The organism is Enterococcus sp. DIV1937 (assembly GCF_050535975.1).
Classification (GTDB): domain Bacteria; phylum Bacillota; class Bacilli; order Lactobacillales; family Enterococcaceae; genus Enterococcus; species Enterococcus faecalis.
The window spans coordinates 1,873,953-1,891,416 of the sequence record NZ_CP172909.1 but is presented as its reverse complement, the minus strand read 5'-3'; the positions used below and the strand labels follow the sequence as shown (position 1 = coordinate 1,891,416).

The following is a 17,464-nucleotide window of genomic DNA, read 5'->3' as shown; positions in this document are numbered from 1 at the left end:
TCACCTCCTTCATAGTTGGTGTATACTAAATTTTCTAATTCAAGTAAATTAGAAAATAGTTACCTTGATTACTTAGTACTGAAAAATGAGTATAGGAAATTCTTGACATCTATATTTTAGTTAAACAATAGAACAAAACAGCTAGAATCAGGAAATAAATTACTCTTAATTCGTTGTTTTTAAGGTTAAGTAGCTTTTTTCTATCAACTTATATATTAATCATACAAAAAAAGGGATTATTTGTAATGAGTATATTGTGCAATTATTTAAGAAAGAGTAAGATGAAGATATCATTAAAAAATACACAGAGTGGAGTATGAATAAAATCTGTGTTGTTTAATACATTAGTGGGATATTAGAAAATTTTATTCAAACTATAAATTCAAAATTAGTATCTTTAAAAAAACGAAGAACTGTAGAATATTCAAGGAATACTTAGATTGGAGAAAAGTGTATGAAAGAAAAATTTGTTTATTTGTTATCCTTATTTGTATTCTTAGTGATAGCTCTACTTACTATTAAGCAGAATGACTATTTGTATGGATCGCAAGCAGTAACTGTTGTACCGATTATTGTTGTACTTATTCTTTTTTGCGCAGTTATTATTTTTGTCTCTAAAGATATTAAAAAGATTAGATACTTCGCTGTACTTACTTTTTTTACTTCCATTTCCTTAGCAATAGGATTATTTCCTTATTCTTTTGTGCATCCTGTCAAATTCCTGCTAATTTCATTTTTACCTTACTTTGTTTATAAGTTTTTTGTCACTTTTAACTTAATTTCGATTTTATCTGTTTCTAAAAAAATTGATCAAATTTTATTTATACAATCTATTATTGTATCCATGTTACTGCTTCTTAATTTTGAAAAATTCATATGGATGGTGAGTATAGTAATCATTTTGGATATTTTTGGTTGTTTATTTTTATATTTTAAAGGAAAAGATCGACTAACCATTCGAACAAAAAAAGAACAAGTTTTTCTAATTCGAATACTAGTTTTATCGCTATTTTCGTTAATTATTTCTACTTCTATTTTAAGTGGGTTGGTTCTTTTTCTTATCCCAATCACAGTCGGAATTATTTTAATAAAACGTAATGAAATTAGCTTAGATAAAGTATCAATTATTATAAATTTAGTTATCCATATTATTTGTATAGGAATCTTCTTCATTATTAATTTTTATTTTCTTCGATTATCAATACTTGATATCTATTTTATTTCTATTTTTTATTGTCTGATTTTGTTTATCCTTTATTTGAAGAATTGGTATTTGAGTAGTATTGAGGTGAGCCGAATTCAACAAAGAAAGAAAGATTTCCAAAAAGAAAAGATCGATTTTGTACAAACTATCAGTAAAGAAAAGACTTTGTCTTCAGTAAGTACTTTAATTAGTACAATCTTTTTGCAACATTACGAAATAAATAGTTATTTAATGGTTTGGAAAGATCAATACCAACCATATATTTTGTCTAGCTCAGGAGAATTTTCTAAACTGATTTTAACGAATAAAATTATTGCTGAATTTGAACGCGACTCTAACATATTCCATTATCACAACAATAAATATAGAAAATTCACTTTTTTTGAGAATAAACAAATTTTAGGTTGGTTACTCATAGATAGAGAAAAAGACTTTGACTTGGCGAGTATGAAACATGAAGAAATATATGATTTAGTTGGTGTTGCTGGTAAAATAATTATTGAAAATGAACGCTTATATGATATTAAACAAGAATCATTAAAAATAGAAAGTTTATCTTATGATGAATACGTGAATTATGAATATTTAAACATGGTGCAAAATTTTCATAAAGATTTTTCATTTTTTATTCATGACAATGTTTTACAAAATATTTTGGCTTTAAAAAAACTAATCGAATCTATGTCTACTGAAAATGTAGAAACAAAGAAATTAGTATTAGAAACTTTTGATACTTTAAATAAAACTTTTAGAGACAAGATATTTGAATTATATCCTTCGACGATTGAAACAGTGCCTGTGTCGCAAAGCATTCGAATTCTTTGTGATAAATTCAATGAGGGACAAGAATCTATATTTGTTCATTTTTATTGTCCACAAGAAATGCATCTAAAAAAAGAAGAGAAATTTCATATTTATCGAATTATACAAGAGTTAATAACTAATGCTCTAAAACACTCTCGAGCAACAGTAGTTTGTGTTTATCTCATTCAAAGGGACTTTTATATAGAATGTATTGTACAAGATGATGGCACAGGCTTTGATTATAGCAAAATAAAACTTAGAGGATTTGAAAATAAACATTTTGGTATTCTATCAATAAATCAAGAGGTTAATTCATTAAATGGAAAAATGAGAGTATCATCTGTAAATCCACATGGTACAAAATTTACAATAACTTTACCGATTGCAAAGGAGGATATAGATTCATGAAAGTATATTTATTAGACGATCATGCACTTTTCTCTAAAAGTCTTGAAATTGCATTTCAACCAATGGATGTCTCAATTACTAGTTTTACTAATCCAGAATTTTTTTTAAATAAACTAAAAAATGAGCAACCAGATTTAGCATTATTGGATATCCATATTGGAGAGTTAAGTGGATTTGAAATATCTAAAGAAATTATTGGAAAATTTCCAAATCAAAAAATAGTTTTTTTATCAGGTTTTGATTTAATTGAATACAAGAATGAAGCAATAAAATCTGGAGCATGGGGACTATTAAATAAAAATGTAACAATTGAAGAATTGTATGATGATTTACAAAAAATACATCATGGAACTGATCTGCTACCCAAGTGCCAAAGTACATTAGATGTTCTTAGTAAACGAGAAAAAGAGATACTAAAATGTGCTGCAGAAGGTTTTAAGCAGCAGGAGATAGCAGAACAACTTCATATCAGTAGAAGAACAGTAAATAATCATCTTGTATCCATAAATAATAAGCTAGAGGTAAATTCAACCATTTCTGCAATTATTCAAGCTATTGAATTGGGAATTATTAGAGTAAAAGGATATTGATACTAAAAAATGTTGAAATTATCAAACATTTATTCAGAAAGATATGCTGTTTACGGAATACCATAACCCATGATATAAGGGCTATTTTTTCATAACTTAGTTTAGCAATTTTGTTTCCTGAATTCTCTTCAATTGTGTAAACAACTTCATTTTCTACTTTCTCAACAATCCCAACGTAATAACTGATAGAATCACCATCCCAATCAAAAAAGATGATATTCCCATTTTTAGGCAAACTTCCTTTCCTAAACCATTGGTTATTCGCTTTAAAATTTTCAATACCAGTTGGGCAATAGGCAAAATGTTCCATTTTAACTCCAGCTTTTTCAGCATTATAAGAAACAAAAATAGCGCACCATTCTACACGTCCATTAAAGCCATACCATTGCCAATATTTCGTTCCACCCTTATGTATTCCTTCATTCAATTCTTTAAGTGCTGCTTTTACAATAGCTGAATTCCCTTGACTATTGTTGTTGGAAATAGAAGTGATGTATTGTTTAACAATTTGAGCATAAAACATATTGCCATACGCATAACGATAATCATAGCCTATGTTGATAGCTATAGGATTAGTGTAAGTGACTGTTTTTCCATCTGCTTGAGTTTTTGAGAATTGAATCGTAATAAAGTGGATGATTGATCACCTCCATAATCCGATTAAAAAACTCAGATTTAGGGTCAACGTACAAGCCTTTTCCATTCATTAAAACGGAGAGGAAGAAAATGAACTTTGCCAAGTAAGATTTTCCGTTTACAGTGGGTCCAGTGATGGCAATGTGCGGGCTATTGGCTTTTTTATCGGTGATATCATTTAGTATAATTGTACTATAAAACAATTGAACACATTGAAAGGGGAAGAAATGTACAAATTCAAAAAGTACAAATATAAAGGCGAGGAGCATTATTTTACTGGTGTTACTCTTTTCAAAGTGAACGACAATAAAATTATTTCGCTTAAAGAATTTAAATCAATAACAAATACTTATCGTCCTTTCAAGTAGAATAATTTAGTGTTGCACTTAAACTGTAACACTAGGTTTATTATAAAAACGTACGTTCTTGTTTGTAAATAACTCTTTTGTCGTAATTAATTTATTCATGAAAACTGACTTTGTTATAGTTATTCGTTTAGCTCGCATTTTTCTTACTAAAAACTATCCAAAAGTATCCATATTTTTATAGTTGAAACGGTTTGAAACTAAATCAAAACTAACTACAATTGAAAAAAATCACTGGTATTTCACAACATTCTAAGAAAAAGAATAATGCTGTCATACCAACGATTAGAGCTTATCAGAAGCTCTTAAAAAAACTAACCCTTTGCTGGAAGGCTCTGTCGGCTAGTTTTTCACTCTACCAACAAATAATCAACTAAAACAACAACGGAAAGCCAAACAAGAAACATACTAATCATGCTTCTTCAAAGAAGCACAAATAAAAAAGCGATGACTCGAGAAGAAAATCTCTATGGAGTCATCGCTTTTTCTTATATTTTAGTTAAAAAATTATTTTACTAAAGGTTGAAGTAACTTGTTCCAGAAACTAATAAGTGGGCCAGCACCAAATGCACAAATAATTGTACCAATCCCAATTGGACCACCAGCAATAAAGCCAATTAATAGGACCAACAAATCTTGTGCTTTTCGAACAGAAGCGTAAGGTTTGTTGATTTGTTGACAGATGGTTGGCGCAATCGCATCATAGGGGGATTCGCCTTGATCTGTAGCCATGTATAAGGCGCAGCCAAATGTAAAAATCAGGACTCCGACGAATAAAGAAAGTAGTTTGCCAATTGTTGAGCCTCCTAAACTATCGGCGTAAGGTTGAAGCCAAGTAGAAATCTGTTGAATCAAAATCCCTACTAAAAGCATATTTAAAATAGTTCCTAGACCAATGGCTTTTTTGTTTTTTAAATAGACATAGAATAAAATAAACGCATTGACAATAATTTGAAAAATGCCTAATTGCATACCAAACATTGAAGAAAGTCCGATATTCATAGCAGTGAAAGGATCAACTCCTAAACCTGCCACTCTTAAAGTGGATGCGCCAATCCCGATAATAACTAAACCAATTAAAATTAAAAGAACATTTTTGACTAGTTTCATGGTAAGCCTCCTGAATAGATTTTGTGTGTGATAGTACAAAGTCTGCAACAAAAATTCATAGAGAATTTTGTTGCAGACTACTTTTTAACCAGCTCCGTGTTGGAACGAAGGGTATAGAGACATCCCGCCATCTACAAAGAGTGTTGTTCCGGTTACGTATGAGGATTCATCAGAAGCTAACCAAGCGGCCGCAGCAGCTACTTGATTTGGTTTACCAATAATGCCCATAGGAACCATGCTCGTTGTTTGTTTTAACTGTTCGGGATCGGAAAATTTTTCAGCATTAATAGGTGTGTTAATCGCTCCAGGTGCAATACAGTTGGCACGAATACCATATTCCGCATATTCCAAAGCGATTGTTTTCGTGAACATTTCGGTTGCGCCTTTACTTGCCGCATAGTGGGCGAACGTTGGCCAAGGAATTCTTTGGTGTACGGAGGACATATTAATGATTGACCCTTTGATTTTTTGATCTCTAAATATTCGGAGTGCCTCTCTAGAACCCAAAAAGACACCGTTTAAATTGACATCAATGACACGTTGCCATTCTTTTAATGGCATATCAATTGTCGGAAAAGAAGCCTCCACACCGGCGTTATTTACCCAAATGTCAACATGACTAAACTCTTTTAAAGCGGTTTCAGCTAACGCTTTAATATCTTCTTCATTAGAGACATCAGCCTTCACGAATTTTACGCGATCTGCGTGCTTGGCTTGGACATCTTCAAATTCTTTAGGCAGCTCACCGACATAGTCAGCAACAACATTCATGCCCTCTAAGATATAACGCAGAGTAATAAATAATCCTAAACCCGTAGCTGCACCAGTGACAACGGCCACTTTACCATGTAATTCTCCATACATAGATTCATTCCCCCTAAAATTACTATTAATACTTTCATGGTAGCACATGTCAATCAGCGTGTTGATAAAATACGACAAACTGTCGGAAAAGTTTAGGCTCTAAAGTTAGCTACTATTGTTGAAGGTCTTTAAAAAAATACTGGTCGTAGTAATCAATTCCTCTCATTTATAGAGTTTTCTAAAAAAACACAAAATATCTAGGCGAAGTGGTCAAGTCCAATGGTTATTTATGAGTGAATATGCTAAAATAAAACTTGTCTTACATAAGGAAAGATTTGTTCACTAACAGTGGCGACTGTTCTCAGTAAACAGTTGCACTGGTTTATCGGGAAGGGAACAGAGCAAGTTTTACGAGACTTTCCCATGTAATAATAAAAAGCACTGAACGTCAGTGAATGAAGGAAGAAGGACATCTATGAAAACAATTATCACATTCATTATTGTCTTCGGTATTCTTGTCCTCGTACATGAATTTGGCCACTTTTATTTTGCAAAACGAGCGGGTATTTTAGTTCGTGAGTTTGCAATCGGAATGGGACCAAAGATTTTTGCGCATCGTGGAAAAGATGGCACCACTTATACGATTCGCTTATTGCCAATTGGTGGCTATGTGCGAATGGCTGGGATGGGCGAAGACATGACAGAAATCACACCAGGTATGCCTCTATCTGTTGAGTTAAATGCCGTGGGTAATGTGGTTAAAATTAATACAAGTAAAAAAGTACAATTACCTCATAGTATTCCGATGGAAGTCATTGATTTTGATCTTGAAAAAGAATTATTCATCAAGGGCTATGTCAATGGAAACGAGGAAGAAGAAACCGTTTATAAAGTTGACCATGATGCAACGATTATTGAAAGTGATGGAACCGAGGTGCGGATTGCGCCACTTGACGTTCAATTTCAATCAGCGAAATTATCGCAACGCATTTTGACGAACTTTGCGGGACCCATGAATAACTTTATCTTAGGGTTTATTCTGTTTACGTTAGCGGTCTTTCTACAAGGAGGCGTTACTGATTTAAACACGAATCAAATTGGACAAGTGATTCCTAATGGCCCAGCCGCAGAAGCTGGGTTGAAAGAAAATGATAAAGTCTTATCGATTAATAATCAAAAAATCAAAAAATACGAAGATTTTACAACCATTGTGCAGAAGAACCCCGAAAAGCCGTTAACGTTCGTAGTTGAGCGTAACGGCAAAGAAGAGCAACTAACAGTGACACCAGAAAAACAAAAAGTGGAAAAACAAACGATTGGTAAAGTCGGCGTTTATCCTTATATGAAAACCGATTTACCGTCAAAATTGATGGGCGGTATTCAGGATACTTTAAATAGTACGACACAGATTTTTAAAGCACTCGGCTCACTATTCACAGGCTTTAGTTTAAACAAACTAGGTGGGCCAGTCATGATGTTTAAATTATCGGAAGAAGCATCCAATGCTGGAGTAAGTACAGTTGTATTCTTAATGGCCATGTTGTCAATGAACTTAGGGATTATTAATTTGTTGCCGATCCCAGCTTTAGATGGCGGGAAAATTGTCTTAAACATTATTGAAGGTGTACGTGGAAAACCAATTAGTCCTGAAAAAGAAGGCATCATTACGTTAATTGGCTTTGGGTTTGTCATGGTGTTAATGGTGTTAGTTACTTGGAACGATATTCAACGCTTTTTCTTTTAAGGAGAAAGCTTAAGTAAAAAAGTGTGTAAAGAAATCAAAAATAGTTGATTTTAAAATAGAGGAGAGTTTTAATGAAACAGTCAAAAATGTTAATTCCAACGTTAAGAGAAGTACCAAATGATGCAGAAGTCTTAAGTCATCAAATTCTGTTGCGCGCAGGCTATATTCGTCAAGTCGCTGCAGGGATCTATTCTTATTTACCTTTAGCCAATCGTGTTTTAGAAAAATTAAAAACGATTATGCGAGAAGAATTTGAGAAAATTTATGCAGTTGAAATGTTAATGCCTGCGTTATTACCAGCAGAACTTTGGAAAGAATCAGGCCGTTATGAAACTTATGGACCTAACTTGTATCGCTTAAAAGATCGCAATGACCGTGACTATATCTTAGGCCCAACGCATGAAGAAACCTTCACAGAATTAATTCGTGATGAAATTAATTCTTACAAACGATTACCTTTGAATTTATACCAAATTCAAACAAAATATCGTGATGAAAAACGCCCACGTTCTGGCTTATTAAGAGGCCGTGAATTTATCATGAAAGATGGCTATTCTTTCCATGCCGATGAAGCTAGTTTAGATCAATCATACCGTGATTACGAAAAAGCTTACTCACGCATTTTTGAACGCTGTGGACTAGAATTCCGTGCCATTATTGGGGACGGTGGTGCCATGGGTGGTAAAGATTCTAAAGAATTTATGGCGATTTCTGAAATTGGGGAAGATACTATTTGTTATTCAACAGAAAGTGATTATGCTGCCAATTTAGAAATGGCAACAAGTCTTTATACGCCGAAAAAATCACATGAAACACAATTAGATTTAGAAAAAATTGCAACACCAGAAGTGGGTACAATTGCCGAAGTGGCAAACTTCTTTGAAGTTGAGCCACAACGTATTATTAAATCAGTACTATTTATTGCCGATGAAGAGCCAGTAATGGTCTTGGTTCGTGGCGATCATGATGTCAATGACGTCAAATTGAAAAACTTCTTAGGCGCTGATTTCTTAGATGAAGCAACAGAAGAAGATGCTCGCCGTGTCTTAGGAGCGGGCTTTGGTTCAATTGGTCCAGTCAATGTTTCCGAAGATGTTAAAATTTATGCAGATTTAGCTGTTCAAGATTTAGCCAACGCCATTGTTGGGGCTAACGAAGATGGCTATCATTTGACAAATGTAAATCCAGATCGTGATTTCCAACCAATTAGTTACGAAGATTTACGTTTTGTTCAAGAAGGCGATCCTTCTCCTGATGGCAATGGTGTCTTAGCCTTTACTAAAGGAATCGAAATTGGTCATATCTTTAAATTAGGAACGCGTTACAGTGATGCTATGGGCGCAACAGTTTTAGATGAAAACGGTCGTGAAAAATCAGTGATCATGGGTTGCTATGGCATCGGCGTTAGTCGTTTACTTTCAGCAATCGTTGAACAAAATGCAGACGAGCGCGGTATTAATTGGCCAACAGGAATTGCGCCATTTGATTTACACGTGGTCCAAATGAATGTGAAAGATGAGTACCAAACAAAACTATCACAAGAAGTTGAAGCAATGATGACCGAAGCGGGCTACGAAGTATTAGTTGATGACCGCAATGAGCGCGCAGGCGTAAAATTTGCTGATGCTGATTTAATTGGTTGTCCAATCCGTATCACAGTCGGTAAAAAAGCAGTCGATGGTGTGGTAGAAGTCAAAATCAAACGTACTGGTGAAATGTTGGAAGTACGCAAAGAAGAATTAGAAAGTACACTTTCTATTTTGATGAACACAACATCAGAAGTGGAATAATAATGAAAAGGGCGGACAGAATGATTAGGATAAACTGTTTCCGCCACTTATCAGCGTTTAAGCTTGAAGCAAAAATCTAAAGTGATTTTTGCTTCAAGCTCTTCTTAGCTCTTTTTAGAAAAGAAACAAGATTGTTTTTTTACAAAAAACGAGTATACTTAATAGAGAAGCGAATGCAGAGAAACCGAAAAAAGGCACTTGACAGATTTGTCTGAGGGCCTTTTTTCAATGATAGAAGGAGGTTCATTTTGTGACAGAAAAAGCACGCGATTTATTTGATAAACTGATGACACAAATTCAGTTAGATGACACAGCGAAAGAACATCCCTTAATTCAAAATGGCCGGATTGACAAGGTCATTGTTCACCAACAAAGTCGCTTATGGGAATTTCATTTAAGTTTTGATGAATTGATGCCAGTGATGCTATATCAAACATTTATGCAACAATTGGAACTAGCTTTTCAACAAATTGCGCAGGTTTCCGTTCAAATAACCACAAATCAGACAACATTTACAGAGGAACAATTAACGGATTATTGGCAGTTGGCCTTGTTAAATAGTCAATGCAATACGCCGTTAGTTCAGAAAGTCTTAAAAACACAGACACCACAATTTGAAGATCGGAAAATTATCTTACCTGTTGATAATGAAGCAGTTATTCCTTATTTGAAGCAACAATATTTACCAATTATTGAGGAACTTTATTTCTCTTACGGGTTTCCTAAATTTCATATTGAACCAAAAATGGATCAACAGCAAGCTGCAGAAGTGCTGAAAAAGTTTGAAGAGCAAAAATTAGAACAAGCCGCAGCCTTTCAACAACAAGCTGCTGAATCGCTTGTTAAACATGAACAAATGAAAAAAGAAAAACAACAACAAGCGCCTGCGTTTGATGGTCCAATTCGTTTAGGTCGGAATATTCCCAATGATGAACCCATTATGCCAATGGGAAACATACTGGAAGAAGAACGTCGGATAACGATTGAAGGCTTTATTTTTGATAAAGAAGTGCGTGAATTGCGTTCTAAACGAAAAATTTTAATTTTGAAAATTACTGATTATACTTCCTCTTTCGTGGTGAAGAAATTTTCGAATGGGGAAAAAGATGAACAAGTTTTTGATGCGATTCAACCGCAAAGTTGGATTCGTGTTCGTGGTAGTGTACAAGAAGATACCTTCATGCGTGATTTAGTCATGAATGCTCAAGATTTGATGGAAGTCGCCCATGCGCCAAGAAAAGACTACGCGCCAGAAGGTGAAAAACGTGTAGAATTACACATGCATAGTAACATGAGTACAATGGATGCGACCAATAAAGTCGGTGACTTGGTGGCGCAAGCGGGGAAATGGGGGCACAAGGCCATCGCAATTACGGATCATGGCGGCGCCCAAGCGTTTCCTGATGCCCATGCTGCAGGTAAAAAAGCAGGCGTTAAAATTTTATACGGCGTGGAAGCCAATATTGTTGATGATGGTGTACCTATTGCTTACAACGAAGAACATATTGAATTAACAGATGCTACCTATGTGGTCTTTGACGTGGAAACAACGGGGCTTTCCGCTGTTTATGATACCATTATTGAATTGGCCGCAGTCAAAATGCACAAAGGAAATGTCATTGAGACTTTTGAGCAGTTTATTGATCCTGGCCATCCATTATCTCAAACGACGATCAATTTAACTGGGATTACAGATGAAATGGTGCGCGGCTCAAAGTCCGAAGAAGAAGTTTTACGCATGTTTAAAGAGTTTTCAGAAGGAACTATTTTAGTGGCCCACAACGCTTCTTTTGATATGGGGTTCTTAAATACAAGTTATGGCAAACATGGAATACCTGAAGCGGCTAATCCCGTCATCGATACATTAGAATTATCCAGATTCTTGTATCCACATTTCAAAAGCCATCGTCTAAATACCTTATCGAAAAAATTTGGCGTCAACTTAGAACAACATCACCGCGCCATCTATGACTCGGAATCAACAGGTCATTTGTGCTGGATTTTCTTAAAAGAAGCGAAAGAGAATCATGATATGCATTTCCATGATGATTTGAATCGTCATATTGGCGAAGGAGATTCATACAAACGAGCTCGACCTTTCCATGCAACGATTTTAGCAACAACTCAAGCAGGATTAAAAAATCTTTTTAAATTGATTTCGATGTCCAATGTAGATTATTTTTTCCGAGTACCACGGATTCCTCGTTCGCAATTATCGAAGTTAAGAGAAGGACTTTTAATCGGTTCCGCATGTTCAAACGGCGAAATTTTTGAAGCAATGATGCAAAAAGGTGTCGAAGAAGCAAAAAATCGTGCCAAATTCTACGATTATATTGAAGTTATGCCCAAACCAGTTTACGCGCCATTAATTGAACAAGAATTGGTGAAAAATGAAGCAGATTTAGAAGAAATTATTAGTAATCTAGTGAAAATCGGTGACGAACTTGGCAAGCTGGTTGTCGCCACTGGAAATGTTCATTATTTAAATGAAGAAGATGCCATCTATCGGAAAATTTTAGTCGGGTCTATGGGTGGCGCTAATCCGTTAAATCGCCATAGTTTACCAAAGGTTCATTTCCGAACCACCGATGAAATGTTAACGGAATTTCAATTTTTAGGACAAGATGTCGCTAAGCGAATTGTAGTAGAAAATCCCAACAAAGTCGCTGATTTATGTGAAGAAGTTATTCCAGTAAAAGACGATTTGTATACGCCAAAAATTCCTGGGTCTGAACAAGAAATCACTGATTTAAGCTACAATCGTGCGCGCGAATTGTATGGCGATCCTTTACCAGAAATTGTCGAAAAACGGTTAGAAAAGGAACTGAATTCGATTAACGGGAATGGTTTCTCGGTTATTTATTTAATTTCTCAAAAACTGGTGCATAAAAGTAATGAAGACGGCTATTTAGTCGGTTCACGGGGCTCTGTCGGTTCGAGTTTTGTTGCGACAATGACAGGGATTACTGAAGTAAATCCTTTAGCGCCACATTATTATTGTCCTGAGTGTCAATATTCTGAGTTCTATGAAGATGGTTCCTATGGTTCAGGGTTTGATATGCCTGAAAAAGCCTGTCCAAAATGTGGGGCTCGATTGTTTAAAGATGGTCACGATATTCCTTTTGAAACGTTCTTAGGGTTCCATGGCGACAAAGTTCCCGATATCGATTTGAACTTTTCTGGCGATTATCAAGCCGAAGCCCATAACTACACGAAAGTTCTTTTTGGTGAAGAATATGTCTACCGGGCAGGAACCATTGGTACAGTAGCCGACAAAACAGCGTATGGCTTTGTTAAAGGATATGAAAGAGATCATAATTTACATTTGCGTGGTGCTGAAATTGATCGCTTAGCCAAAGGTTCAACAGGGGTTAAACGGACGACTGGGCAGCATCCCGGCGGTATTATTGTAATTCCTGATTACATGGATGTTTATGACTTTACGCCAATCCAATACCCTGCTGATGATCAAGAGGCAGAATGGAAAACGACGCACTTTGATTTCCATTCCATTCACGATAATATTTTAAAACTTGATATTCTAGGACATGATGATCCGACCGTGATTCGGATGTTACAAGATTTATCTGGGATTGAGCCAAAAACCATCCCAACAGACGATCCAGAAGTGATGCGTATTTTTGAAGGACCTGATGTTCTAGGTGTGGATGCAGAGCAAATTTATTCTAAAACAGGAACGTTAGGAATTCCTGAATTTGGGACACGTTTCGTTCGAGGTATGTTAGAACAGACCCATCCATCAACTTTTGCAGAATTACTTCAAATTTCTGGACTGTCTCACGGAACCGATGTGTGGCTAGGGAATGCAGAAGAGTTGATTCGCCGTGGCGAAGCCAATCTTGCTGAAGTAATTGGTTGTCGGGATGATATCATGGTATATTTAATTCATGCTGGTTTGGACAGTGGGATGGCCTTTAAGATTATGGAAACGGTACGTAAAGGACAATGGAATAAGATTCCTGATGAACTACGGGATACGTATTTAAATGCGATGAAAGAAAACAACGTCCCTGACTGGTATATTGATTCTTGTTCTAAAATTAAATATATGTTCCCGAAAGCCCATGCGGCAGCATACGTATTAATGGCATTGCGGGTCGCTTACTTTAAAGTTTATTTCCCAATCTTATATTACTGTGCATTTTTCTCCGTTCGGGCGGATGACTTTGACTTAGTGGCAATGTCACAAGGGAAAGAAGCTGTGAAAGCACGAATGAAAGAAATTACGGACAAAGGGATGGACGCCTCCACTAAAGAGAAAAACTTATTAACGGTTTTAGAATTATGTAATGAAATGCTGGAACGGGGCTATAAATTTGGCATGATTGATTTGTACAAATCAGATGCTGAAAATTTTGTGATTGAAGGGGATACCTTGATTGCACCTTTCCGAGCAGTGCCAAGTTTAGGCCTCAACGTAGCGAAAGCCATTGTCGCTGCGCGAGAAGAGCAACCGTTCTTGTCGAAAGAAGATTTGGCAACACGAGGTAAAGTTTCTAAAACATTGATTGAATACATGAATGAAAATGGTGTCTTAAAAGACTTGCCAGATGAAAACCAATTATCATTATTTGATATGTTATAAAAGAAAAATCTTTTAGAAAAAGGCCGGTGAAGCAACTTATTCACCGGCCTTTTTTAGTCATCAAATAAATTAGAAAATCATTGCTAGAAGCGTTTTAATTACTTATTAAAAAGCCATCTTTATTTAATTATGTTGAGCTTGTGCATAAAAAGTAAAATGCTTATGATAAATGAAGAGCTTTATTTTTTTTAATAAGAAAGGAATTGGTTATATGGACAAAAAGCAATTACGATGGTTCACCGTCGGGTTAATTGCCTTTAACATGGTCTGGGGTCTTGGAAATGTTGTGAATAATTATGCACAACAAGGGATTTCAGTGGTCACTTCATGGCTTTTGATTTTAGTTTTATATTTTATTCCCTATGCGTTAATCGTAGGACAGTTAGGTTCAACATTTAAAGACAGTAATGGTGGAGTTAGTTCGTGGGTGCAAAATACCAGTACTAAACGTCTAGCCTATTATGCAGCATGGACTTATTGGGTAGTGCACATTCCTTACTTGGCACAAAAACCACAAGCAATTTTAATTGCCTTAGGTTGGGCAGTTCAAGGGAATGGAAACTTAGTCAATACGATGCCAATCGTAACGGTATCATTTATTTCATTAATAATTTTCTTGGTTTTCTTGTTATTATCAACAAAAGGGTTAACCACCTTAAAAGTTATTGGTGGTTTAGCTGGAACCGCCATGTTTGTGATGTCTATTTTATTTATTTTATTAGCGGTAGGCGCACCATTTATTAATTCAACGGTTGAATTTGCGACGCCAAACATGTCACAAGTCAGCACCTACATTCCTAAATTTGACTTTAGTTATTTTACAACCGTATCAATGTTAGTTTTTGCGGTAGGTGGCGCTGAAAAAATTTCTCCTTACGTAAATGCAACTAAAAATCCAGCCAAAGAGTTCCCTAAAGGAATGATTTTCCTAGCAGCAATGGTTGGTTTATCGGCTGTTTTAGGTTCATTTGCAATGGGAATGTTATTCTCAAGTGACAATATTCCTAAAGATTTAATGGCAAATGGTGCCTATAGTGCCTTCCAAAAATTAGGCGCGTATTATGGTGTCGGTAATCTCTTAATGATTGTTTATGCGTTAACGAATACAGTGGGTCAAGTGGCTGCGTTAGCCTTTTCAATTGATGCTCCACTGAAAATTCTTTTAGCTGAAGCAGATCCAGAATTTGTTCCAAGTTGGTTACGTAAACGTACGAAAAAAGGTACGTTAATTAATGGTTACCTATTAACAGGTATTTTAGTAAGTATTATTATCGCTTTACCGATGTTTGGGTTGAAGGACATGAACGAAGTGGTTAAATGGCTAACTAACTTAAATTCTGTAGTTATGCCAATGCGTTACTTGTGGGTCTTCTTTGCCTATATGCTTCTAAACAAAGCATACAAACAATTTAATTCAGAATATAAATTTGTTAAAAATCCTAAAATTGGTTTTGTGTTTGGTCTTTGGTGTTTCCTATTTACAGCCTTTGCTTGTATCCTAGGAATGGTGCCTAAATTTGAGTATGCCTCAGACCCTCAAGGCTGGTTGTTCCAATTAGCTTCTAACATTGTGACACCAATCGTCTTAATTCTATTAGGAATGATTTTACCAGCAATTGCACGTCGCGAGAAAAAAGACACGATTTTGCCAATTGATTCAGCAGAATAATTGGTTGCATGTTTCAAGGATAAAATAGTCAGTTTAAGTATTTTGCGTGAGATAAATGGTCAATAGGACTGTTTGTCTCACGTTTTTTTTCTGTCGATTTTTCTCTAAAATTTCTATTGTCTCTTAAAAATATGAGAAAATCAGAAGAATTTCTCCTGTATACTAAAGGTATCTATCATTAAAAAATGGTTATTAACGGAGAAAAAGGAAGTGAACCTCATGACTAAAACACTTGAAACACAACCAGAAGAGAAAACGGTCTTTCTTTGTAAAGAAACGAATCCAGATTTTTTAGGACGAGAAATTTATGCGGATAATGTTGAAACACCGTATAATTTTTACTTAATTCGCAAGCTTTATTTAGCGAAAGAGTACCAAAATTTAGCAGAAGGGGAACAATTTTTTGAGGCTTTATGTGAAAGTTGGGATGAATCAGAACAGTTTGAAGAGTTAATTGTTAAAAAGATTTATGTCTATGTTGAAACGGAGTTAATGTACTACACTGTTTATTTTGGAAGCTTTGAGCCGACCACTCGTGACTTACGATCCGCACTGAAACAATGGATGTATGAAATACCGACAACTAAAAATAAAAAAATAGTCCGTATGAATGAAACCAATGTGCAAGTAGTGCCGCAAGAAAATCAATTAACGGAATTAGCTGGTGAAATTGCTGTCTTACGTGAAATGTTGACACTTTTAAAAGAAAATTTAGCCTCCTTAAATGAAGCCGTTAATCAAACGAGAAATCCCGTCATTTCTAGACAAATAAAAACGATCCATTTGAAAAGAGCTTCTCCTGTGATAGCCGCAGAACAGGCATCGCTGAAAGTATCAGAGGATACTAATCTGGAACAACCAGACGTCAATCTCTCGCCTGATAATCGGGAAAATCAAGAAGGTGAAACAACTGTAGCAACAAGTGAAGCAGTGCTTCCCGTTAACAAACTAGTGCTTGAAGAACCAGCGAAAGAACCAGTGTTATCTGAACCAGCGCCAATTAAAGAAGCGCTGCCAGAAAAAAAACAAGAAAACCAGCAGAGTACCGCGGCAAAACCTTTATTTACTTTTCCACAAGAAACAGAAAAAAGCTCGCTAAATTCAGTGGATAAGTCTGCCGAAAAAGAAGAGGAGCAGAAGCCAGAAAAAGAAGCTGTCTCTATGGAAAGTGAGAAAGAAAATTCATCAAGTCGGACAATTCCTGCGGACTTTCAACGACAATTGGACGAACTAGAAGAGGAAATTTATCGTCGCTTTATGAGTCGCCAGTTAGAGGATACTGATGGAAATCAAGCAGTTCCGAAAATAACGATTGAAAAAAGACAGTTAGAAGCACAAATGATTGAAGCAAAAGCATTCTCACAATCATTTAAACAAGTTCAAAAGAAAAAAGCAGGAGACGTGCGAATTTGCAATCAGTTAAGTTGTATGAAATTAGAAAAAGGATTAGATAAATTTTTAGACGAAGTTACAGAATATGTTGAAAAGCGGACCCTATTTAATAAAAAGGTTCGTTGTCCGCTCCCAGTAATCAGAGAATTGGAAGGCTATGGGCAATTAAACCAGTATATGCAGAAAATCCTTGACTGTTATTAATCGTTTATTTAGGAGAAGGTAAGACAAAACCGTTCAGTTTATCAGCTTTTAAGCCTGAAACAAAAATCACTTTGGATTTTTGTTTCAGGCTCTTTCTTATTATCTCTGGAAAAGATTTCAAGAGAATTTTTGAAATAC

Annotated in this window: 10 protein-coding genes and 1 pseudogene; 7 read left to right on the top strand and 4 right to left on the bottom strand. The window is 35.4% G+C overall.

Annotated features, from left to right (window positions below; all coding sequences use genetic code 11):
* Positions 1-454: 454 nt before the first annotated feature.
* Positions 455-2,416: a sensor histidine kinase gene (locus IGL13_RS09005; protein ID WP_002378539.1), complete on the top strand. Its 1,962-nt coding sequence runs from the start codon at positions 455-457 to the stop codon at positions 2,414-2,416.
* Positions 2,413-3,006: a response regulator transcription factor gene (locus tag IGL13_RS09000; RefSeq protein WP_002362865.1), complete on the top strand. Its 594-nt coding sequence runs from the start codon at positions 2,413-2,415 to the stop codon at positions 3,004-3,006. Before IGL13_RS09005 ends, IGL13_RS09000 begins: the two co-directional genes overlap by 4 nt.
* Positions 3,007-3,056: 50 nt before the next feature.
* Here the strand turns inward: IGL13_RS09000 and IGL13_RS08995 are convergent.
* The 4 genes and pseudogenes from IGL13_RS08995 to IGL13_RS08980 all read right to left on the bottom strand — a co-directional run.
* Positions 3,057-3,628 (bottom strand): annotated as a pseudogene (locus tag IGL13_RS08995) (CHAP domain-containing protein); the annotation flags it as partial.
* Positions 3,579-3,911, bottom strand: a complete 333-nt coding sequence (locus tag IGL13_RS08990) for an ATP-binding protein (RefSeq protein WP_002362869.1) — start codon at positions 3,909-3,911, stop codon at positions 3,579-3,581. The pseudogene IGL13_RS08995 and the gene IGL13_RS08990, both read right to left, overlap by 50 nt.
* A 603-nt stretch (positions 3,912-4,514) precedes the next feature.
* Entirely contained in the window at positions 4,515-5,117 is a 603-nt protein-coding gene (locus IGL13_RS08985; protein WP_002393123.1) for a YczE/YyaS/YitT family protein, read from the bottom strand.
* Positions 5,118-5,201: 84 nt separating this feature from the next.
* On the bottom strand, positions 5,202-5,981 hold the full coding sequence (locus IGL13_RS08980; RefSeq protein ID WP_002378538.1) for an SDR family oxidoreductase: 780 nt from the start codon (positions 5,979-5,981) through the stop codon (positions 5,202-5,204).
* Between the two features lie 415 nt (positions 5,982-6,396).
* Between IGL13_RS08980 and rseP the strand changes: the two genes are divergently transcribed.
* From rseP to IGL13_RS08955, 5 genes are all read left to right on the top strand, one after another.
* On the top strand, positions 6,397-7,665 hold the full coding sequence (rseP, locus tag IGL13_RS08975; protein ID WP_002359768.1) for an RIP metalloprotease RseP: 1,269 nt from the start codon (positions 6,397-6,399) through the stop codon (positions 7,663-7,665).
* Between the two features lie 71 nt (positions 7,666-7,736).
* Entirely contained in the window at positions 7,737-9,455 is a 1,719-nt protein-coding gene (locus tag IGL13_RS08970) for a proline--tRNA ligase (RefSeq protein ID WP_430604583.1), read from the top strand.
* Between the two features lie 250 nt (positions 9,456-9,705).
* Complete coding sequence (locus tag IGL13_RS08965) at positions 9,706-14,061, top strand: PolC-type DNA polymerase III (protein ID WP_002381593.1); 4,356 nt, start codon at positions 9,706-9,708, stop codon at positions 14,059-14,061.
* Between the two features lie 211 nt (positions 14,062-14,272).
* Complete coding sequence (locus tag IGL13_RS08960; RefSeq protein ID WP_002356790.1) at positions 14,273-15,730, top strand: amino acid permease; 1,458 nt, start codon at positions 14,273-14,275, stop codon at positions 15,728-15,730.
* A 219-nt stretch (positions 15,731-15,949) separates the two neighbouring features.
* Positions 15,950-17,326 (top strand): hypothetical protein, encoded by a 1,377-nt coding sequence (locus IGL13_RS08955; protein WP_002415763.1) that lies wholly within the window; start codon positions 15,950-15,952, stop codon positions 17,324-17,326.
* Positions 17,327-17,464 lie beyond the last annotated feature (138 nt).